This window comes from Rhodococcus sp. WS3, assembly GCF_003797085.1.
Lineage (GTDB): Bacteria > Actinomycetota > Actinomycetes > Mycobacteriales > Mycobacteriaceae > Rhodococcus_F > Rhodococcus_F globerula.
In genome coordinates, this window is record NZ_RKMA01000002.1 from 638,147 (window position 1) to 657,305 (window position 19,159).

General features: G+C 62.0%; 20 protein-coding genes. 7 read left to right on the forward strand and 13 right to left on the reverse strand.

The window, feature by feature from the left end; genetic code table 11:
- Nucleotides 1-67: 67 nt before the first annotated feature.
- Both EEB13_RS17010 and EEB13_RS17015 read left to right on the forward strand, forming a co-directional pair.
- Complete coding sequence (locus EEB13_RS17010) at nt 68-571, forward strand: flavodoxin domain-containing protein (protein WP_092808190.1); 504 nt, start codon at nt 68-70, stop codon at nt 569-571.
- A 16-nt stretch (nt 572-587) separates the two neighbouring features.
- Nucleotides 588-1,163 carry a hypothetical protein gene (locus EEB13_RS17015; protein ID WP_141485888.1) on the forward strand — a complete coding sequence of 192 codons (576 nt, stop codon included), beginning with the start codon at nt 588-590 and terminating at the stop codon, nt 1,161-1,163.
- A 51-nt stretch (nt 1,164-1,214) separates the two neighbouring features.
- On the opposite strand, the gene EEB13_RS17020 is transcribed toward EEB13_RS17015, so the two are convergent.
- From EEB13_RS17020 to EEB13_RS17065, 10 genes are all read right to left on the reverse strand, one after another.
- A complete protein-coding gene (locus EEB13_RS17020; RefSeq protein ID WP_033234665.1) occupies nt 1,215-3,629 on the reverse strand; it encodes a RelA/SpoT family protein in 2,415 nt (804 codons plus the stop codon).
- 96 nt (nt 3,630-3,725) lie between these two features.
- On the reverse strand, nt 3,726-4,277 hold the full coding sequence (locus EEB13_RS17025) for an adenine phosphoribosyltransferase (protein WP_045067526.1): 552 nt from the start codon (nt 4,275-4,277) through the stop codon (nt 3,726-3,728).
- A gap of 35 nt (nt 4,278-4,312) precedes the next feature.
- The gene (locus EEB13_RS17030; RefSeq protein WP_141485889.1) at nt 4,313-6,046 is read right to left on the reverse strand and encodes an ABC transporter substrate-binding protein; all 1,734 of its coding nucleotides are present in this window, start codon (nt 6,044-6,046) and stop codon (nt 4,313-4,315) included.
- A 2-nt stretch (nt 6,047-6,048) separates the two neighbouring features.
- Nucleotides 6,049-7,269, reverse strand: a complete 1,221-nt coding sequence (gene secF / locus EEB13_RS17035; RefSeq protein ID WP_033234668.1) for a protein translocase subunit SecF — start codon at nt 7,267-7,269, stop codon at nt 6,049-6,051.
- Nucleotides 7,266-8,996 carry a protein translocase subunit SecD gene (gene secD / locus EEB13_RS17040; protein ID WP_141485890.1) on the reverse strand — a complete coding sequence of 577 codons (1,731 nt, stop codon included), beginning with the start codon at nt 8,994-8,996 and terminating at the stop codon, nt 7,266-7,268. The genes secF and secD overlap by 4 nt, the downstream gene beginning before the upstream one ends.
- Nucleotides 8,997-9,124: 128 nt before the next feature.
- Nucleotides 9,125-9,472: a preprotein translocase subunit YajC gene (gene yajC, locus EEB13_RS17045; protein ID WP_045067521.1), complete on the reverse strand. Its 348-nt coding sequence runs from the start codon at nt 9,470-9,472 to the stop codon at nt 9,125-9,127.
- Nucleotides 9,473-9,610: 138 nt separating this feature from the next.
- Nucleotides 9,611-10,708: a Holliday junction branch migration DNA helicase RuvB gene (gene ruvB, locus EEB13_RS17050; protein WP_033234671.1), complete on the reverse strand. Its 1,098-nt coding sequence runs from the start codon at nt 10,706-10,708 to the stop codon at nt 9,611-9,613.
- Nucleotides 10,705-11,301 carry a Holliday junction branch migration protein RuvA gene (gene ruvA, locus EEB13_RS17055; RefSeq protein WP_141485891.1) on the reverse strand — a complete coding sequence of 199 codons (597 nt, stop codon included), beginning with the start codon at nt 11,299-11,301 and terminating at the stop codon, nt 10,705-10,707. The genes ruvB and ruvA overlap by 4 nt, the downstream gene beginning before the upstream one ends.
- On the reverse strand, nt 11,298-11,870 hold the full coding sequence (ruvC, locus tag EEB13_RS17060; protein ID WP_033234673.1) for a crossover junction endodeoxyribonuclease RuvC: 573 nt from the start codon (nt 11,868-11,870) through the stop codon (nt 11,298-11,300). Before ruvC ends, ruvA begins: the two co-directional genes overlap by 4 nt.
- A 146-nt stretch (nt 11,871-12,016) precedes the next feature.
- Nucleotides 12,017-12,772, reverse strand: a complete 756-nt coding sequence (locus EEB13_RS17065) for a YebC/PmpR family DNA-binding transcriptional regulator (RefSeq protein WP_045067518.1) — start codon at nt 12,770-12,772, stop codon at nt 12,017-12,019.
- A gap of 146 nt (nt 12,773-12,918) precedes the next feature.
- Here EEB13_RS17065 and EEB13_RS17070 point away from each other — a divergent pair, with 146 nt between their 5' ends.
- Nucleotides 12,919-13,275, forward strand: a complete 357-nt coding sequence (locus EEB13_RS17070; protein ID WP_033234675.1) for a GntR family transcriptional regulator — start codon at nt 12,919-12,921, stop codon at nt 13,273-13,275.
- Nucleotides 13,272-14,207, forward strand: coding sequence for a hypothetical protein (locus tag EEB13_RS17075; RefSeq protein WP_141485892.1), 936 nt, complete (start codon nt 13,272-13,274; stop codon nt 14,205-14,207). The genes EEB13_RS17070 and EEB13_RS17075 overlap by 4 nt, the downstream gene beginning before the upstream one ends.
- Here the strand turns inward: EEB13_RS17075 and pdxT are convergent.
- Entirely contained in the window at nt 14,204-14,809 is a 606-nt protein-coding gene (gene pdxT, locus EEB13_RS17080; RefSeq protein WP_033234677.1) for a pyridoxal 5'-phosphate synthase glutaminase subunit PdxT, read from the reverse strand. The genes EEB13_RS17075 and pdxT overlap by 4 nt on opposite strands.
- Nucleotides 14,806-15,678, reverse strand: coding sequence for an acyl-CoA thioesterase (locus EEB13_RS17085; RefSeq protein ID WP_033234959.1), 873 nt, complete (start codon nt 15,676-15,678; stop codon nt 14,806-14,808). The genes pdxT and EEB13_RS17085 overlap by 4 nt, the downstream gene beginning before the upstream one ends.
- Nucleotides 15,679-15,767: 89 nt before the next feature.
- Here EEB13_RS17085 and EEB13_RS17090 point away from each other — a divergent pair, with 89 nt between their 5' ends.
- The gene (locus EEB13_RS17090) at nt 15,768-16,379 is read left to right on the forward strand and encodes a hypothetical protein (protein ID WP_261984576.1); all 612 of its coding nucleotides are present in this window, start codon (nt 15,768-15,770) and stop codon (nt 16,377-16,379) included.
- On the opposite strand, the gene EEB13_RS17095 is transcribed toward EEB13_RS17090, so the two are convergent.
- Complete coding sequence (locus EEB13_RS17095; protein ID WP_033234679.1) at nt 16,373-17,194, reverse strand: acyl-CoA thioesterase; 822 nt, start codon at nt 17,192-17,194, stop codon at nt 16,373-16,375. The two genes, EEB13_RS17090 and EEB13_RS17095, sit on opposite strands and share 7 nt — an antisense overlap.
- 174 nt (nt 17,195-17,368) lie before the next feature.
- On the opposite strand from EEB13_RS17095, the gene EEB13_RS17100 reads away from it, so the two are divergent.
- Together EEB13_RS17100 and EEB13_RS17105 are read left to right on the forward strand one after the other, a co-directional pair.
- A complete protein-coding gene (locus tag EEB13_RS17100) occupies nt 17,369-18,667 on the forward strand; it encodes a serine hydrolase domain-containing protein (protein WP_141485893.1) in 1,299 nt (432 codons plus the stop codon).
- A gap of 57 nt (nt 18,668-18,724) precedes the next feature.
- Nucleotides 18,725-19,153: a pyridoxamine 5'-phosphate oxidase family protein gene (locus EEB13_RS17105; protein ID WP_141485894.1), complete on the forward strand. Its 429-nt coding sequence runs from the start codon at nt 18,725-18,727 to the stop codon at nt 19,151-19,153.
- Nucleotides 19,154-19,159 lie beyond the last annotated feature (6 nt).

Here is a 19,159-nt window from a genome sequence, read left to right on the forward strand (position 1 = left end):
TACGAGAGATTCCTCTCGTATCGCCCTTTTCTGTCTTGTATCACCGACAAAGCGGGATCATCACTGCATGAGGATTCTGATCGCAACAGCGAGCAAGCACGGATCGACTGCCGAAATCGGTGAGCAGTTAGGCCGCGCGATCACTTCGGGGTTACGGGCACGGAATATCGAGCCTCAGGTCGATGTCATGAAAGCCCATGACGTCGACACAGTCGAAGGCTATGACGCCGTCGTTCTCGGCAGCGCGATCTACCTCGGGAAATGGCTCAAGGATGCGACCCGTCTGGTGGATCGCGATCTCGATGCCCTGCAGAAACGTCCGGTGTGGTTGTTCTCCAGCGGCCCGATCACCCCTGGTGACAATGCCGACAATCTCAAGTGGATCAACACACCGTGGGCTGTTGAGCACCACATGTTCGGCGGCAAACTCGATCCGTCGGTGCTCTCGTTCACCGAGCGCATTGCGACCAGAGCGGCAAAAGCGACCGAAGGCGATTTCCGATCGCCGGACGACATCGCCGCTTGGGCCGACAGCATCTGCTCGACCCTCGCAGCCCACCCGGATCGGTGAAGGTCGAAGGACACACGTGACCGCCGTAGATCTGTACTGGCTTCCGCTCGGCGCCGGCGGACATGTGGTGCGCTTCAACGGCATTGTCTACGAACGGTTGAGCGCCTGGTTCACTCATCGAACACCGGTGCCGCTTTACCATTGCGCGCTGCGAATCACAGTGCCGCCCAACGTCTATTCGATCGAGATGACTCCGGTGTGGCAGCACAAGGAACCCGATCGCGGTGTTGTCGCGGAAGGTCCGGTCGGCGCGCACTGGGCCGGTAGATCGAAGTACTTCCGGTACGAAGTGCACTGTTGGCGGAACGGAACGGTCGACGATATCGAGGAAGCTGTCGAGAGTCCGCTGCGTCTATCGGCGGATTCGGCAGTTGCCGAGCAGATCCTCGACGAGATTCGAACGGTTCCCACCTTCGTCTGGGGACGGGATGCCGTCGGCGTAGGTGACATGTGGAACTCGAATTCCGTTGTGGCCTGGGTCTTGACCCGATGCGGCGTCGATCTTTCCGGAATCGAGCCACCGCGCGGCGGGCGGGCTCCCGGCTGGCACGCCGGAATCGCTGCAGCGGCAAGACCTTCCAGGCGCACGTAAGCGACTGGCGCCGAGCAGGGAATCTGCTCGGCGCCAGTCGGCGTGAGAGAACTACGACGCCGACGTCACTCGATACACGTCGTACACGCCTTCCACATTGCGGACCACGTTGAGAACGTGGCCCAGATGCTTCGGGTCACCCATCTCGAAGGTGAACTTGCTGATGGCAACTCGATCACCGGACGTGTTGACCGACGCAGACAAGATGTTGACCTTCTCGTCTGCCAACGCCTTGGTCACATCGGAAAGCAAGCGGTGACGATCGAGCGCCTCGATCTGGATCGCGACCAGGAACACCGACGACGCGGACGGTGCCCACTCGACGTCGATGATCCGTTCGGACTGGTCGTGCAGCGAATTGGCGTTGGTGCAATCCGTGCGGTGAACACTGACCGCGCCGCCGCGCGTGACGAAGCCCAGAATGGAATCGCCAGGCACCGGTGTGCAGCACTTGGCAAGCTTTGCCACCGTGCCCGGAGCACCGGGAACCAGGATGCCGGAGTCGCCGGTACTGCGAGTACGCACCGGCATGTTCGACGGTGTCGACCGTTCGGCCAGTTCCTCCTCGACTGCGCCGACGCCGCCGAGATGAGCCACCAGACGCTGTACGACGTGGTGCGCACTGACCTGGCTCTCACCCACCGCGGTGTACAACGCCGAGACGTCCGGGTACCGAAGCTCGTTCGCGATCGTGCTCATCGACTCGGCATTCATCAAGCGCTGCAACGGAAGTCCGACGCGTCGTACTTCCTTGGCGATTTGATCCTTACCGGATTCGAGAGCTTCCTCGCGTCGTTCCTTCGCGAACCACTGACGAATCTTTGCCTTGGCCCGCGGGGAGACGACAAACGACTGCCAGTCACGGCTGGGGCCTGCGGTGGCCGCCTTCGACGTGAAGACTTCCACCACCTCGCCGTTGTCGAGCTTGCGCTCGAGGGCGACCAGACGTCCGTTGACGCGGGCACCGATACAGCGGTGGCCCACCTCGGTGTGCACGGCATAGGCAAAGTCGACCGGCGTCGAACCTGCAGGCAAGGTCACCACGTCACCCTTGGGGGTGAAGACGAAGATCTCCTTGACGGCAAGGTCGTAGCGCAGCGACTCGAGGAACTCCCCCGGGTCGGCCGCTTCACGCTGCCAGTCGAGTAGCTGGCGCATCCACGCCATGTCGTCGACCTCGGCGATGTCGCCGGCGTGCTTGCCCTTGGTCTCCTTGTACCGCCAGTGCGCGGCGATACCGAACTCGGCCGTCCGGTGCATGTCCTGCGTACGAATCTGGACCTCGAGGGGCTTGCCCTCCGGACCCACGACCGTGGTGTGCAGCGACTGATACACGCCGTACCGCGGCTGTGCGATGTAGTCCTTGAACCGCCCCGCCATCGGCTGCCACAGTGAATGCACAACACCGACTGCCGCGTAACAGTCACGGACCTCGTCACACAGAATGCGGACGCCGACAAGGTCATGGATGTCGTCGAAGTCGCGGCCCTTGACGATCATCTTCTGATAGATCGACCAGTAGTGCTTTGGTCGTCCTTCAACCACCGCATTGATCCGCGACGCGGACAGCGTGGAGTTGATCTCGGCCCGCACCTTCGCCAGGTAGGTGTCCCGCGACGGCGCGCGATCGGCAACCAGACGCACGATCTCGTCGTACTTCTTGGGGTGCAGGATCGCGAACGACAAGTCTTCGAGTTCCCACTTGACTGTCGCCATTCCAAGCCGATGAGCAAGGGGTGCAATAACTTCGAGAGTTTCGCGAGCCTTGCGTGCCTGCTTCTCCGGCGGCAGGAAGCGCATGGTCCGCATGTTGTGCAGGCGGTCGGCAACCTTGATGACCAGCACCCGGGGATCACGCGCCATCGCGATGATCATCTTGCGGATGGTCTCGCCCTCGGCGGCGGTGCCCAGGACAACCTTGTCGAGTTTGGTGACGCCGTCGACCAAGTGCGCAACTTCGTCGCCGAAATCGCGCGTCAATTCTTCGAGCGAGTAACCGGTGTCCTCAACCGTATCGTGAAGCAATGCGGCCACCAGTGTGGTGGTGTCCATCCCCAACTCGGCGAGGATGCTCGCGACAGCCAGCGGGTGAGTGATGTAGGGATCGCCGGACTTACGACGCTGACTGGAGTGTCGTTCCTCCGCGACGTCGTACGCGCGCTGGAGAAGCGCCAGATCGGCCTTCGGGTACAGCTCACGATGCAAACTGACCAGCGGCTCGAGAACCGGGCGGATGGTGGCATTACGCTGCCCCGTGATGCGCCGAGCAAGGCGAGCTCGAACGCGGCGAGACGCCGACGCCGGTACGGCTGCACTCTGACCGATCCGATTGCCTGCTGTTTGCGACGAAGCGGAACTGTCGTCCGGAGCACCGGACTTCGATGGTGTCGTATCCGGAGCCGGGTTGGTACCCGATTCCTGCGACACTGCACCCGAGTTCTGTGATCGATCAAGATTCGACGTCATGTCGCCACCTCCTACCACCGAGTTGGTTAGACAACCGCCCCGTAACGGGAAATTGCCCTGGAGGTCTACCAGACCCCCAGGAGCCAACTTTAGTACTCAGACCTTGACCAGGGACGTCAGCGGGTACTTTACGAACCGATCACGGCCCCTGAGTTCTTCGATCTCGAGCACCACGGCCACCGCGACGACGGTGGCGCCGGCCAGTTCCACCAACTGCACGGCTGCTTCCAATGTCCCTCCGGTAGCCAGAACGTCGTCGATGACCAGAACATTCCGTCCGGTGAGATCGAACCCGTTTGCCGGAATCTCGAGCGTCGACGACCCGTATTCGAGGCTGTACGAACGTGAGAGAACAGGTGGCGGCAGTTTGCCCACCTTGCGCACCGCAACCACACCGGCGCCCATTCGAGCGGCAGCACCGGCTCCGAGCAGGAAACCACGCGCGTCGACGGCCGCAATCGTGTCCACATCGGGTGCACATGCAATCAAACCGTCGAGAACAGCACTGAAACCTTCGGCGTCCGCGAACACCGGCGTCAGGTCTGCAAAACGCACACCCGGACCTGGGAAATTGTCGGCCCACCGTGTCAACCGGACTACGGCATCCGACGCGGCCAGATGCACTGCCTTCAATTCGTCTGACGTCATCCTTGTCCCACCCACACTGATTTCATTCGAAATCGTCATCTACGCAATACCCATCTGTCCATGTTCCAGCCACTGGCCGATCGAGTCGGATTGGCAACCACGGCACTCATTCCTTGAGCGACGGCAACAGTTCGCACCTGATTGAACAGAGGAATAGTAGGCACCTGCGTCCAGAGGATGTTCTCCGCCTCCACCGACAGTCCCAATTGCGCAGCTATTGCAGGATCGGTGTCCAACTGGTCGATGATCTGATCGACCCGCGCATTTCCGTATCCACCGAAATTCGAGGAGTTACCCGACCGCAGTGCGCCGCGCGCGTCGATCATGTCCGCCATGCCCGCTGCACCCGCTTGACCGGCGGTTCCGGCCAGCACCGCGTCGACGCCACCCGTGCGCAGTGCGTCCGGTGTGAAATCCGGGGAGCTGACGTCCTCGATCGTGACTCCGGCAGGTTCGCACGCCGCCTTCACGTCGGCCACGATCTGGGACCGCACCGGATCCGGAGCCAGGTACCCGACACGCACGGTCAACGCATCCAATCCGGCCTCGGACAACGAGACCTTGGTGGCTGCGACGTCCGCTGCGCTGTATCGATTACCGTCGGTCGCCGCGGCATCGCTGTACACCAACGAATCGGGGACTACGAGACGCGAATCCACCGTTCCGGATCCGACGCCGACCGCCGGCGCGTCGGGCGTGCTTCCGTACTGATCGAACAGCGTCGACCGAGGCACACAATGCCCGAATGCCCGCCGGGCTGCTTCGTCGCCGAGAACCCCCGACGTCGACAAGATGAATTGCTCGATGGACCTCGACGGGATCTGCTCGCTGGTGAAACCGGAGAGCGCGCTGAGGTCCCCGGCCGAACCGGAACCGACGTCGATCACTTCGATCGATTGGTCGACAGCATCCTTGGTGAGGTCCACTCCACGGGGCCACACCACGATGCGGTCAGTGGCCGGTGCATTGCCCCACCACCGCTCGTTGGCGACCAGCACCAGCCCTCCGTCTTCGGTGTAGTCCTCGACTCGGTACGGGCCCGAGGACGGCAATACCGACGTATCCAACTGACCGGGCGTCATGTTCCACCCGGTGTTCCAGAATTCGGCGATCTTCGTCAGTGCCTCGGTGTCATCCGAGTTCACGGCCGACACCAGGTCTGGCACGCCGGCGCGTTGCATCGCGATGTGCGACGGCATCAGTGCCGTCGCCCCGAACAGGGAACGCCACTCGGTGAACGCGCGGCCGGGTTTGAACACGACGGTCGCGTCTTTCGCACCGGGCTGGCACTGCACCTGGTCGATATCGGAGTACCCCAACGTGTTGGCTACATCGAACATCGGCACGTCCGCGCCGTCGACGGTTTTCGTGAATCGGCCACTCGATGCGGCCCACGTGAGAACCAGGTCCTCGCAGGTCAGCGGAACACCATCGGAGTACACGGACGAGGGATTGAGCGTGTACGACACCGTCAGCGCCTCACCCGGCAACTGCGCCGCGGTACCGATGTCTGTGTCCGATACCGGAGCGCCGACCGGCCCGGTGAAGGTGAAGCCAGGCAGCACCCGACTGAGCGCCGCCATCGTTCCCGAGACGGCCCCGGCCGTCGTGTTGCCGTTGTACGTGGTGATCGTGTTGTCGATTGCGTATCCGATGGACGGAGCCTGCTCGGTGTCGTCCTCCGAGCAGGCCGCCAACGAACCTGTGACCACCGCGGTGGCAGCAACAAACGACAGTGAGCGAACTACTGCTCGCCTCGCTTGGAGCATGATCAGTGAGCCTTCTTTTTCCGCTTTCCGGTCGGCCGAGCGCCAGGCGCGGGAGCAACTGCGGCACGTTGCGTTACCGATGCTCCGGCACCGACAGACTCTGCGGTCTTGGCACCGAGACCCTTTTCGGCAAGCGTAGCCCGGCGAGCGAGAACCTTGCGGGTGTGAACGGCCACAGGTCCCCATCGTTCCTTCATCGACACGAGGAGCGGGGTCGCAAAGAAGATCGACGAGTAGGCGCCAACGACGATGCCGACCAACTGGACGAGGGCCAGGTCCTTGAGGGTTCCGACGCCGAGCATCCACACCGCGACCACCATCAGGGCGATCACGGGCAACACACTGATGACGGTTGTGTTGATCGAACGCATGAGCGTCTGGTTGACGGCGAGGTTCGCCTGTTCACCGTACGTGCGACGCGTCAGATGCAGGATGCCTCTCGTATTCTCCTCCACCTTGTCGAACACGACGACGGTGTCGTACAGCGAGAAACCGAGAATGGTGAGCAGACCGATCACCGTCGCAGGTGTGACTTCGAATCCGACGAGCGCGTAGATACCCGCGGTCACGATGATGTCGAAGAACAACGCGATGATCGCGGCTATCGCCATGTCTCGTTCGAACCGAACCGCGATATAGATACTTACGATGACCAGGAAGACGATCAGCGCGAGCAGAGCCTTCTTGGTGATCTGACCACCCCACGTCTCGCTCACATCGGCAAAGCTGATGGCATCGCGGGACGGATTACCGTTTCTGTCCTCGGGCTGGAATTCGTCGAAGAGTGCATTCTGGAGCGTCACGATCTGCTGCGCATCGAGCGTTTCCGACCGAATCTGCACTGTGGCACTCGAACCCGAACCCACCGTCTGAACACTCTCCGGTTCGAAACCGAGAGCTTCGGAGTAGACGGTTTCGACCTGCGACGTCTCGACGCCGTCTCCGGCCGGGAACTGGATGCGCGATCCGCCCTCGAAGTCGATACCGAACGTGAAACCGCGGATCAACATTGCCAGCAGTGCGATTGCCACGAGTGCGCCGGTCAGGCCGTAGTAGAACCGACGCTTGCCGACTACCTCGAATGCGCCGGTACCGGTGTACAGACGCGACAGCAGACTGTGTTTCGGCATCGACGCCTGGTCGACCCCGGAATCGGCTGTTACGGAACGTGCTTCCCGGTCCGCCGAGGAATCTCCGGCAGAGTTGTTGTTGGACTCACTCATGCTCGTGTCTCCTTAGCCGACGCAGCGGCGGCAACCTTACGTTCGCGGGCTACCTCTTGGACTGCTCCCAATCCGTTGACGCTGGGCTTGGACCAGAACGCCGAACGGGAAGCCAGATGAACCAGAGGCCACGTCACGAGGAAGACCACGACGACGTCGAGGATGGTGGTCAAGCCGAGGGTGAACGCAAATCCGCGCACCTGGCCCACCGCCAGTGCGTACAGAACGGCGGCTGCGATGAAGCTCACCGCGTTACCCGAGAGGATGGTGCGGCGGGCACGGGCCCAACCACGGGGTACTGCGGAACGGAAACTGCGGCCCTCACGCATCTCGTCCTTGATGCGTTCGAAGAACACGACAAACGAGTCGGCAGTCATACCGATACCGATGATCAGACCTGCCATGCCGGCGAGGTCGAGGGTAAACCCGATGTACCTGCCCAGCAGCACCATGATGGCGTACACCATGACACCCGAGAGGACGAGGGACAGCGCCGTCAGCACGCCAAGCATTCGGTAATAGACGAGGCAGTACACGAGTACGAGAACGAGGCCCACCGCACCCGCGATCAACGCTGCTTCCAACGATGCCAGTCCGAGTGTCGCCGATACAGTCTCGGCTTCCGAGGCTGCGAACGACAGCGGCAGCGAACCGTACTTCAGGGTGTTCGCCAGTTCCTTGGCGCTTTCCGCGGTAAAGCTACCGGTGATCGAGGTGGCGCTACCGGCGGGCGTTGCGCCCTGAATCGTGGGCGCACTGACAACCTTCGAGTCGAGGACGAAGGCTGCCTGCTTGCCGATGTTTGCCGAGGTGAACTGTGCCCAGGTGTTACTACCTGTGGTCTTGAACGACAGGCTGATCTCATGACGTGACTGCTGTGAATTGAACACCGACGACGCGTCCGCGATTTCCTGGCCGTCGATGATCGACGGGCCCAGAAGGTAGATGTACGCACCGTCCTGAGAGCACGCGACGAGCGGAAGCGTCGGATCGTCGTTACCACGCAGCGGATCGGCCACGGAGCAATCGAGATTGGCGACGGCCTGCTCTTGAACCGTGGGATCGGTGCTCTGACGCAGCGCTCGCGCAGCGGCGATCTCGGCTGCGGCGGCGTCACTGGCGTCGGCGGAGTCACTCGGAGCGGCCGGTGCCGCCGGCTCTGTTGTTGGCGCTGCTTCCGATGTGGGAGCGGGTTCGCTGGTTGCCGGTTCTTGCGCTGGGAACGGGCGGTTCTGCGGAGCCTGTGTGGCCGGTGCCTCCGTTGCGGGCGCCTCTGCTGCCGGTGTTTCCGCCGCCGGTGTTTCGGCGCCGGGAGTAACAGCCATTCGATTGGCGTCGCGGGTAGCTACATCGATCGATCCGGTAACCGGACGGATGTACAAACGAGCCGTCTGACCCAACGACCGCGCCTGCGCGCTGTCGTCGCCTGGCACCGTGATGACCAGATTGTCACCGTCGATGACAACCTCGGACCCGGATACGCCGAGCCCGTTGACACGGGTCTCGATGATTTCCTGAGCCTGCTTCAGACTGTCCTGACTGGGCGCGCTGCCGTCCGGCGTGCGCGCGGTCAGCGTGACACGCGTTCCACCCTGCAAGTCGATACCGAGCTTCGGTGTGGCCGATTTATCGCCAGTAAAGAACACCAGCGCATACAGCGCCACGACCAGGACCCCGAACAGGGCCAGGTAGCGGGCTGGATGCACCGTTCCGGTGGAAGGTGCCACGATCTTTAAGTCTCCTCATTAGGTGCCGGACGTGAGCGGTCCACGACCGCTCGAGTTGCGCCGTTCGAACGTGCGGCGATGCGTTAACTACACAGTAACTCTAGAGCAGGGTCACGACGTGACTGCGTTCAGGAATCCTTGGTGAGTCGGATTTCGGTGTCAGTCGCCGATTCTTCGAACTCGGAAGACGCGTCTTCGTCGTCACTGTAATCCTCGACGACATCACTGACACGCTCGCGGATAACCAGACGCGACCAGGTGGTGACGACGCCGGGCGCAATCTCCAGTTCCACGGTGTCGTCGTCCAACGACGTGATGGTCGCGTACAGGCCGGCCGTGGTCTGCACACGGTCGCCCACCTGCAACGAATCCTGCATCTCGGAAGTCGCGGCCATGGCCTTCTTCTGCTTGCGCATGCCCAGGAACATCGGCACCAGCAGTGCGAGGATCAGGAGGGGGAAAAGCAAACTCGACATGTGTTGATCAACCTCGGTTTTGTAGCATGTTTTTCGCCACGCGGGCCCCGGATGGACCTACGCAAGACACCAGTGTGCCACTAGTTCCTTAGGAAACCCGACAGTTCGCCACTAACGGGAGGCTCCGACAACGCGAAATCACTCCGCGTCCGGGTCGAACAACGACGCTTGTGGCTCCCTTGCGCGAACCTCGATACCACCCGCAGCGGCGTCCGGTGGCGGCGTCATGCCGAGCTGTTTCCAGGCTGCAGCAGTGGCAACACGACCGCGCGGGGTCCTGGCGATCATGCCGGCGCGAACCAGGAACGGCTCGCACACCTCTTCGACAGTCGACGGTTCCTCACCGACCGCAACCGCCAAGGTGGACACTCCCACCGGGCCGCCGCCGAATGAACGCACGAGCGCACTCAACACAGATCTGTCGAGACGATCCAGTCCGAGTTGGTCGACGTCGTAAACGGCGAGAGCGGCGCGGGCGACCTCCATCGTCACGATCCCATCTGCCCTCACTTCGGCAAAATCTCGCACTCGCCGCAGCAACCGGTTGGCGATACGCGGCGTCCCTCGCGAGCGTCGAGCAATTTCGGCACTGGCATCAACTTCGAGATTCACGCCGAGGATGCCCGCCGATCGCATCAGAATCTGTTGCAGCTCATCGGGTTCGTAGAAATCCATGTGCGCGGTGAACCCGAACCGATCTCGCAGCGGACCGGTAAGGGCGCCGGATCGGGTGGTCGCCCCTACGAGGGTGAAGGGCGCAACTTCCAGCGGAATCGACGTAGCACCTGGACCCTTGCCGACCACGACGTCGACTCGGAAGTCCTCCATCGCGAGGTACAGCATTTCCTCGGCGGGACGGGCGATCCGATGAATCTCGTCGATGAAGAGAACGTCACCCTCCACCAGATTGCTCAACATCGCCGCAAGATCACCGGCCCGCTCGAGAGCCGGGCCTGACGTCAACCGCAGTGAAGAACCCAGCTCACCCGCGATGATCATCGCCATCGACGTCTTGCCGAGTCCGGGCGGACCGGACATCAGAATGTGGTCGGGTGTTCCGCCGCGCATCTTTGCCCCGGTGAGTACCAGTTGCAATTGCTCGCGCACGCGCGGTTGACCGATGAAATCGTCCAGGCTCTTGGGCCGGAGACTTGCCTCGACCTCACCGTCCCCCGCCACCAATTCGGCGCTGACCTGGGATTCGTCGTCGAAGTCGTCGATCGGGTCGAAATTCATCGAGTTTTACCGAGCAGGGAGAGAGCGGATCGAAGTGCGACGGACGTAGTTGCGCCGGGTGTTTCCGCGAGCACGGAATCCGTGGCTTGTTCGGCTTGCTTGAGCGGGAACCCGAGCCCTTCCAAGGCCTCGACAATCTGATCACGGATCGCATTTGCTGCGACTGCCCCCGACACCCCGGCGGTCGTCGGTACTGCGTCGACCTTGTCTCGCAGTTCCACAACCATGCGTTCGGCACCACGTTTTCCGATGCCAGGCACTCTCGTCAACGCGGTGAGATTGCCCTCCGAGAGCGCTCGCCGCAGCGCATCCGGCTCGAGTACCGCCAGCGTGGCCATCGCCAGGCGAGGGCCGACGCCCGACACCGTCTGGAGAAGGCTGAACAGATCCTTGGACTCGAGATCGGAGAAACCGTAGAGCGTCATCGAATCCTCACGCACGATCATCGTGGTGAAAAGCCTCGCCTCGCTCCCCCGGTGCAACGCACCCAGCGTCACCGGCGTTGCGTTGACGCGGTAACCGACACCCGCAGCCTCGATAACCGCATGATCGAGAGCTATGTCGAGTACCTCGCCGCGAACCGACGCGATCATCGTGAACCTGCCTTCTTCGTGGTCTCGGCCAATTTTGCCTGATACTTACGCATCTGTTCCGCAGCCATTGCCTCGGCGCGCGCCATTCGTTCGATCATAGGTGCCCGCCAACAGTGGCAGATCGCCAGCGCGAGTGCGTCCGCCGCGTCGGCGGGTTTCGGAGCGGTTTTGAGATTGAGGATTCGAGTCACCATCGCGGTGACCTGCGCCTTGTCTGCAGTTCCGCTCCCGGTGACAGCCGCTTTCACCTCGCTGGGCGTGTGAAAGAACACGGGAATGCCACGGCGCGTGGCCGCAACCGCAACAACACCACCGGCTTGCGCCGTCCCCATTGCCGTACTGACGTTGTGTTGCGCGAATACCCGCTCGATGGCAACGACGTCAGGTTTGTACTGCTCGATCCACAGTTCCGCCGCATCCGAGATTCGGAGCAGGCGAGGTCCGAGGTCCATGTCAGCAGGCGTGCGCACCACGTCGACGGCAATGGGACGCACAACTCTGCCGTTACTCCCATCGACCACACCCAACCCGCAACGGGTCAAGCCAGGGTCCACTCCGAGCACGCGCACTTTTGTCACACCTCTCCACACCGAACAGCTGTTCGATAGCTTAGCGGTGTACGGGCGAACTGCCGACATCAACACGCAACCCGGCCGCGACGATTACCGTCACGGCCGGGTTGAGCATGGCTGCGTCGAACTAGTTCAGCGTCGACCTAGTCGGCGTCGAGTGCTGCAAGCACCTCGTCGGACAGATCGATATTCGTGTAGACGTTCTGCACGTCGTCGGAATCCTCGAGCGCGTCGACGAGCTTGAAGATCTTGCGGGCGCCGTCGACGTCCAGCGGAACCTCTACGGATGCACGGAAATCGGCTTCGGCGGAGTCGTAGTCGATCTCGGCTTCCTGCAGAGCACTGCGAACCGCGACAAGATCTTGTGGCTCACAGACGATTTCGAAGGTCTCGCCGAGATCGGTGACCTCTTCTGCGCCGGCATCGAGAACTGCCATCAACACGTCGTCCTCGGACTGCCCGTTCTTCTCGAGCGTCACGACGCCCTTGCGAGCGAACAGGTATGAGACCGAACCCGGATCGGCAAGGTTGCCGCCGTTGCGCGTCATCGCGGTACGAACTTCACCAGCTGCGCGGTTGCGGTTGTCGGTCAGGCACTCGATCAGCACAGCAACACCGTTGGGCCCGTAGCCCTCGTACATGATGGTCTGCCAGTCCGCGCCGCCAGCTTCTTCACCTGCGCCGCGCTTGCGCGCACGCTCGATGTTGTCGTTGGGGACAGACGTCTTCTTAGCCTTCTGAATGGCATCGAACAACGTGGGGTTGCCCGTGGGATCGCCACCGCCGGTTCGTGCCGCCACCTCGATGTTCTTGATCAGCTTCGCGAAGGATTTGCCACGACGTGCGTCGATCACAGCCTTCTTGTGCTTGGTGGTGGCCCATTTTGAGTGGCCGCTCATGCGATTCAAGCCCCTTTCCTGCTGTGTTGCGCACGCCGAATGCGCTTCTTTCAGCTCTGACGATGTTACCCGTCCCACGTCGCCACATGCTGCATCCCCCGCACACTAATTCGTCAAACACGAGATTGTTTGCATAGAATGCAAACATGTTGATTCGCATCGATCACGCCTCGGCGACGCCACTCGCCGATCAGATTGCGGCCGGAGTGCGCGGGGCCGTCATCCGCGGCGAGGTCGGCCCCGGCGATCGACTTCCGTCCGCTCGCGCACTCGCCGAGTCGGTTGACGTCAATCTGCACACCGTTCTGCGTGCGTACGCGGCGCTGCGCGACGAGGGCCTCATCGATCTACGACGCGGGCGCGGCGCCGTCATCCGCGCCGAGTTCGATTCCGGCGCAACAGCTCTCCACGAATCAGCACGAGAGTTTGTCCGCCAGGCCCGCAATCTGGGTCTCGACACAGCCCACATGCTCGACCTCATCAAGGAGACCAGCACACAATGACGACCAGCAAGGTCCGGCTCTGGACCGCAGCCTCGTTGACCTTCATCCCCACGGCGGTGTTGATCGTGGCACGCCTACTGTGGGGCGATCAGCTTCCGCACACTGTCGCCAGTCACTGGTCCGGATCGACGCCGGACGGATTCGCCACAACCACAACGTTCTTCGCCATCACACTGGCAGTGTCGTTGATCGCCTCCGTCGTTGCCGCGGTCACGGCGATTCGTGCGGGCGACTCCGCTCCCCTGCTGTTGTCCGTCACAGCCACCGCAGCCGCGACGTCAGCGACGATCTGGATCCTCAGCGTTGCCTTGACCCTCGACGCCGGCGCCCCGGAGAACGCACGTATCGGGTGGTGGATAGCTCTTCCCATCGCTGCGGCAATGACGGGAATCGCCGCTTGGGCGCTCACCTCACGGGGCGGAGCCAATGTCGAACCGCTGCTCCCCACCCCGACGCTGGACACACCGCTCACTGCCACCGAACGCGCAGCGTGGATCGGCCGCGCACACAGCGTCTGGCCGTGGGTCCTCTCCGCCGGTCTGACAGCACTCACGGTCGGCACCGCCGCATATTCCGACTGGTGGGTAGCTGTCATCCTGCTCGCCGCCACCGTCATGACAGCAGCTTTCGCGTCCGTCACGGTCCGCGTGGATAATTCCGGACTGAGCATCAGCTCGTGGGGCATCCGGTGGAAGAAGATTGCCATCTCGAGAGTGAAGTCCGCGTCGGCCGACGCCATCCGGCCGCTTGAGTGGGGTGGATACGGCTATCGCATCACTCCACGCGGCACGGCGGTGACACTGCGCTCCGGCGAGGCAATCGTGCTCACGCTCGAGACCGGGCGCGTTTTCGCCGTCACCGTCGACCACCCGGAAGATGGTGTCCGACTCCTCAATTCACTCGTCCAACAGGCTGGCGCTCGCGAAATCTAGCCCCGAACCAGGTCGACGAAGAGCTCGTGCACACGACGGTCCCCCGTCACCTCCGGATGGAACGACGTCGCAATCACCGAACCTTGCCGAACAGCCACGATCCGGCCGGCAGCTTCGCCTGCTGCCGCCGGCACCTGGGCAAGAACCTCGACGCCCGGGCCTACCCGTTCCACCCACGGCGCGCGAATGAACACGGCCCGGACAGGATCTCCGACAATGCCCTCGAATTCGAGGTCCGATTCGAACGAATCGACCTGACGTCCGAAAGCGTTGCGGCGCACGGTCATATCAATAGCATTGAGGTGCTCGGCATCGGGCCGGGTGTCGAGCACCTCGCTGGCCAGCAAGATCATGCCGGCGCACGAACCGTAGGCAGGCAGTCCACCGCGAAGCCGTTCGCGAAGCGGTTCGAGCAGTTCGAAAACCTGCAGAAGCCGGCTCATCGTTGTCGATTCACCGCCGGGAATCACGATGCCGTCAACCTTGTCGAGTTCCTCGGGACGGCGCACACCCACGGCGTCCGCCCCCGAATCCGCCAAGGCAGCAAGGTGCTCCCGCACGTCACCCTGGAGTGCGAGTACGCCGATCAACGGACGAGTCATGCCTGTGTTCCTACCTTGTCTTCACTACCCGAGGGGTCTTCACTAACCGAGGGCTCGCGTTCGATCCGCGACAAGCCTTCCTGGACTACCGCTGCCACCATATTGCCGCTTCGATCGTAAATGCGCCCCTGCGTCAGCGCTCGCCCGAACCCGGCCGACGGCGACGTCTGGTCGTACATCAACCATTCGTCGGCCCGGAACGGACGCAGGAACCACATCGCATGATCGAGTGAGGCATTCTGCGTCTTCACGTCCTTGTGCGGCACATTCGAGGTGTTGAGCAGCGTCATGTCACTCAGATAGGCCAAGGTGCAGATGTGCAGAAGTGGGCGATCCGGCAAGGTGTTGCGGTAACGGATCCAAACCCGCTGCTGCGCAGGCATATCCGGTGCCGAGTTCGCAACGTCTGCAGGCACGATTCGCAGATCCCAGTTCCGCCACTCCTCGTGAAGCGGTGTTCCGGCAAAATCGGGAATGGTCAACGGGTCCGGCAGTTCCTCCGGCATCGGGACATTCGGCATCCGGTCCTGATGCTCGATGCCCTGGTCTTCGACGTGGAACGACGCCGACATCGAGAAGATCGTCTTCCCGTCCTGGACGGCGTTCACCCGGCGTGTACAGAACGAGCGCCCGTCACGGATCCGGTCCACGAGATACACCGTGGGAATCTTGGGATTACCCGGCCGCAGAAAATATCCGTGCAACGAATGCACGTGGAAGCGCTCGTCAACGGTGCTGACTGCGGATACCAGAGACTGGCCGGCTACCTGTCCACCGAAGGTGCGCTGCATGACAGTGGGGTGAACTGCCCCTCTGAAAATATCCTTTTCCAGCGTTTCGAGCTCGAGGATCTCCTCGATACCAATCATGTGTCCTCCGGCAGAGTAGAGGCCGACAGCGCCGGCGGGCAACGGGTTCACATTATCGGTTCGCCGCCCGCACACGGCACCATGGTGGTGTGAACGCCTTCATCCCCTCGACCCCGCAGGCACTGGCCGAACAGGTTGTATCGCTGTGTGAATCACACCCGACAGTTGCGGTGGTGGCGCTGGACGGTGCTGATTGCGCTCGGCCGGTCGAACTAGCCGAGTTGATCGGTGTTGCCGCGCAGGCGCGGCAACGTCCGAGTGCTGTTGTCTCTCTTCACGACTACGTGCGGCCGGCGTCGTTGCGGCTCGAGTTCGGGCACGAAGATCCGCTGAGCTATCGAACGATGTGGTTCGACTACGACGCTCTGGACCGTGAAGTCGTGACGGCGGCGCGGGCGCGTCGTACGTGGCTTCCCCAACTGTGGGACGAGACAGCAGACCGGTCGGCACGCTCATCCCGCCGAACCGTTCACGAGCGAACGGTGATCATTGTCGCCGGACCGATGCTGCTTGGCCGCGGTCTCGACTTCGACGTCACCGTCCGATTGAACATGTCCGAGGCGGCGATCCGGCGGCACACACCGCCTGCACAGCTGTGGACCGTCGACCCGCTACTCGAGCATCAGGGTGGTGTGACCGACCGGATCGATCTGGACGTGCGTTACGACCACCCCGCTCGACCTGCCGTTCGCGTCTACTGAGTACGAAGGTGACGCGTCAAACCTTCCTGAACCACCGCGGCGACCATGTTTCCGCGCCGGTCGAAAATCCGTCCCTGAGTCAGGGCGCGACCGAACCCGGCCGACGGCGAGGTCTGGTCGTACAACAACCACTCGTCCGCCCGAAACGGGCGCAGGAACCACATTGCGTGATCGAGCGATGCGGCCTGCATTGGTGTGTCCTTGTGCGGGATACGAGAGGATCCCAGCAAGGTCATGTCGCTCATGTACGCGAGGGCGCACACGTGGAAGACCGGGTCATCCGGTAGTGCCTCCCGCGAGCGGAACCACACTTGCTGCTGAGCCGCGGCGCCTGGACGCTTGCTGATATCAGCTTGTGGGACGAGCCGTAGGTCCCAGTCTGCCCATTCGCGAGCCAGCCACGCGGTCTCGCCGTCGTCGGAGTCGGTGGCCAGGCCCAGCGTCTCAGGGTCGGGCACAGGCGGCATCTCGTCCTGGTGCTCGATGCCCTCGTCTTGAACGTGGAACGACGCCGACATCGTGAAGATCGCCTGCCCGTCTTGGATTCCTGTCACCCGTCGTGTGGCAAAAGATCTGCCGTCGCGCACGCGGTCGACCAGAAAGACAGTGGGCTCCTTCGGGTTTCCGGGTCGGAGAAAATATCCGTGCAGGGAATGAACTAAGAATTCCGGATCAACGGTACGCACGGCCGAGACAAGTGCCTGACCTGCCACTTGCCCACCGAATGTTCGGGGCAGCGTGGTCTCCGCAATTATCCCTCGGAAAATGTCGCGTTCGAGGCGTTCCAGTTCCAGAATTTCTTCGATCGTCGCCATCGCTACTCCCGTTCTCCGCATCTGCTCAATTCTCACCGAGAGTCACACAATGCCTGACGGTGGACAAATTCAGCGAATTCAACCACAGCAGACACGCGAAACACCCAAAACGGGCCGGGTAGTTCTTTACGATTCAAATTAAGCTGAATTCGCGATCGCAGACCGGGAGAACCCATGCGCCGTCACAGCACAACAGCAGCCATCGCTTTGACGATGAGTCTCGTCGCCCTGACCGGGTGTGGCACCTCGCCGGAGGAGAGCGATTCCACTGACGTGTCGCAGACTCTGGTCACGTCGTCAAACAATGCCCCGGCACCGGCGTACGCGGCAACCTTGCAGCCGACCATCGAGAAACTGATGAAAGACAACGTCATTCCCGGCGCAGTGGTGCTGATCTCGTCACCGACACAAGGCGACTGGACCGCGACATTCGGCACACAGGTCATCGGCGAGGACAAACCGATGTCACTGAACGACTATTTCCGCGTCGGAAGCAATACCAAGACCATGACGTCGACGGTCATTCTCCAGTTGGTGCAGGAAGGAAAACTCAGCCTGGACGATCCCATCGGTAAGTACATCGACGGGGTGCCCAACGGCGACACGATCACCATTGCGCAGCTATCCGACATGCACAGTGGGCTGTACAGCTATTCCTTCGACCCACAATTCAACGCGACGCTCGACAACGACCCGCAGAAGGCGTGGACACCGGAGGAATTGCTGGCCATCGCGTTCTCCCACCCCGTCGATTTTGCTCCGGGCGAGAAGTTCGAGTACAGCAATACCAACATCGTGTTGCTCGGCCTGCTCATCGAAAAACTCACCGATATGACTGCGGCACAAGCATTCCAGGAGCGCATCTACGAACCCCTCGGGTTGACACACACCTCCTTGCCGGACGCAACCGATTCCTCGATCCCCGACCCCCATCCACAGGGCTATTCCTTCGGCACCAATGTCTCCACGATCGACACCTTCGCCCTCCCTGAACCAGAACTGAGCGCAGCGCTGGCCGGCACCTTGAAGCCGAACAACGAGACCGATGCCAACCCGTCCTGGACGTGGACGGCGGGCGGCGCAATTTCGACGGTCGGAGATCTGGCTACCTACGTCAAAGCCCTTGTCGGCGGCGGGTTGCTGAATGACGACATGCAGAAGATTCGCCTCGACAGCATTCAACCCACTGATCCGAGCAATCCCTCGGCCGCCGGCTACGGTTTGGGCATCGCACGCTTCGGACCTGCCCTGATCGGCCACGACGGCCAGATTCCCGGATTCATGTCATTCATGGCCCACGACCCGAACACCGACCTCACCATTGTGATCGCCACCAACCTGGCGACGGTACCGAGCGGTGAGGGATCGGCGCTGGTTCTGGCCAAGGGCATCATTCCCACCTTCTACGGCGGGGGCGGCGTACCCGGCGGTGACCCCGCGGCGGTACCCGCGGCGCCAACACCGACCCGCTGACTAGTGATCTTCGTCCAACTCGCCCGATTAGTCCCCTCTCGCGTGAGAAAATAAGACATGACCGCCAACGATCTCTCCTCGAACTCACCAGTCGCCGTACTCGCAGCCGAAGAAAGCTGGAAGCTGCTGAGCCAAGCCACATTGGGCCGGATTGTGGTCGGAGCTTCCGGACACGTGGACATTTTTCCGGTCAATTACGTGGTCGATGACAACCACATCTACTTCCGCACCGCGGAGGGAGCCAAACTCGTCGAACTGACCATCAACGATCGCGTTCTGTTCGAAGCCGATCACGTTGGCCCAGAACAGGGATGGAGCGTCGTAGTACGCGGAACCGCGCATGTCATCACGTCGTTCACCGAAACCGCCAAGATCGACGAATTGGGGTTGCGGTCCTGGATTCCGACGCCCAAGTACAACGTTGTCGAGATCACCGCATCCGAAATTACCGGCCGCGCCGTGAAATTCGATCACAACCAGAGCTGAGCGCAA

Excerpts from the sequence above, each read along its gene's own strand:
- EEB13_RS17085 (WP_033234959.1), bottom strand. The coding sequence starts at position 15,678 with ATGATTGGTATCGAGGAGATCCTCGAGCTCGAAACGCTGGAAAAGGAT.
- EEB13_RS17070 (WP_033234675.1), top strand. The coding sequence starts at position 12,919 with ATGTTGATTCGCATCGATCACGCCTCGGCGACGCCACTCGCCGATCAG.
- EEB13_RS17100 (WP_141485893.1), top strand. The coding sequence starts at position 17,369 with ATGCGCCGTCACAGCACAACAGCAGCCATCGCTTTGACGATGAGTCTC.
- EEB13_RS17030 (WP_141485889.1), bottom strand. The coding sequence starts at position 6,046 with ATGCTCCAAGCGAGGCGAGCAGTAGTTCGCTCACTGTCGTTTGTTGCT.
- EEB13_RS17105 (WP_141485894.1), top strand. The coding sequence starts at position 18,725 with ATGACCGCCAACGATCTCTCCTCGAACTCACCAGTCGCCGTACTCGCA.
- ruvB (WP_033234671.1), bottom strand. The coding sequence starts at position 10,708 with ATGAATTTCGACCCGATCGACGACTTCGACGACGAATCCCAGGTCAGC.
- yajC (WP_045067521.1), bottom strand. The coding sequence starts at position 9,472 with ATGTCGAGTTTGCTTTTCCCCCTCCTGATCCTCGCACTGCTGGTGCCG.
- secF (WP_033234668.1), bottom strand. The coding sequence starts at position 7,269 with ATGAGTGAGTCCAACAACAACTCTGCCGGAGATTCCTCGGCGGACCGG.
- pdxT (WP_033234677.1), bottom strand. The coding sequence starts at position 14,809 with ATGACTCGTCCGTTGATCGGCGTACTCGCACTCCAGGGTGACGTGCGG.
- EEB13_RS17020 (WP_033234665.1), bottom strand. The coding sequence starts at position 3,629 with ATGACGTCGAATCTTGATCGATCACAGAACTCGGGTGCAGTGTCGCAG.
- EEB13_RS17010 (WP_092808190.1), top strand. The coding sequence starts at position 68 with ATGAGGATTCTGATCGCAACAGCGAGCAAGCACGGATCGACTGCCGAA.
- EEB13_RS17025 (WP_045067526.1), bottom strand. The coding sequence starts at position 4,277 with ATGACGTCAGACGAATTGAAGGCAGTGCATCTGGCCGCGTCGGATGCC.
- EEB13_RS17065 (WP_045067518.1), bottom strand. The coding sequence starts at position 12,772 with ATGAGCGGCCACTCAAAATGGGCCACCACCAAGCACAAGAAGGCTGTG.
- EEB13_RS17095 (WP_033234679.1), bottom strand. The coding sequence starts at position 17,194 with ATGGCGACGATCGAAGAAATTCTGGAACTGGAACGCCTCGAACGCGAC.
- EEB13_RS17075 (WP_141485892.1), top strand. The coding sequence starts at position 13,272 with ATGACGACCAGCAAGGTCCGGCTCTGGACCGCAGCCTCGTTGACCTTC.
- ruvA (WP_141485891.1), bottom strand. The coding sequence starts at position 11,301 with ATGATCGCGTCGGTTCGCGGCGAGGTACTCGACATAGCTCTCGATCAT.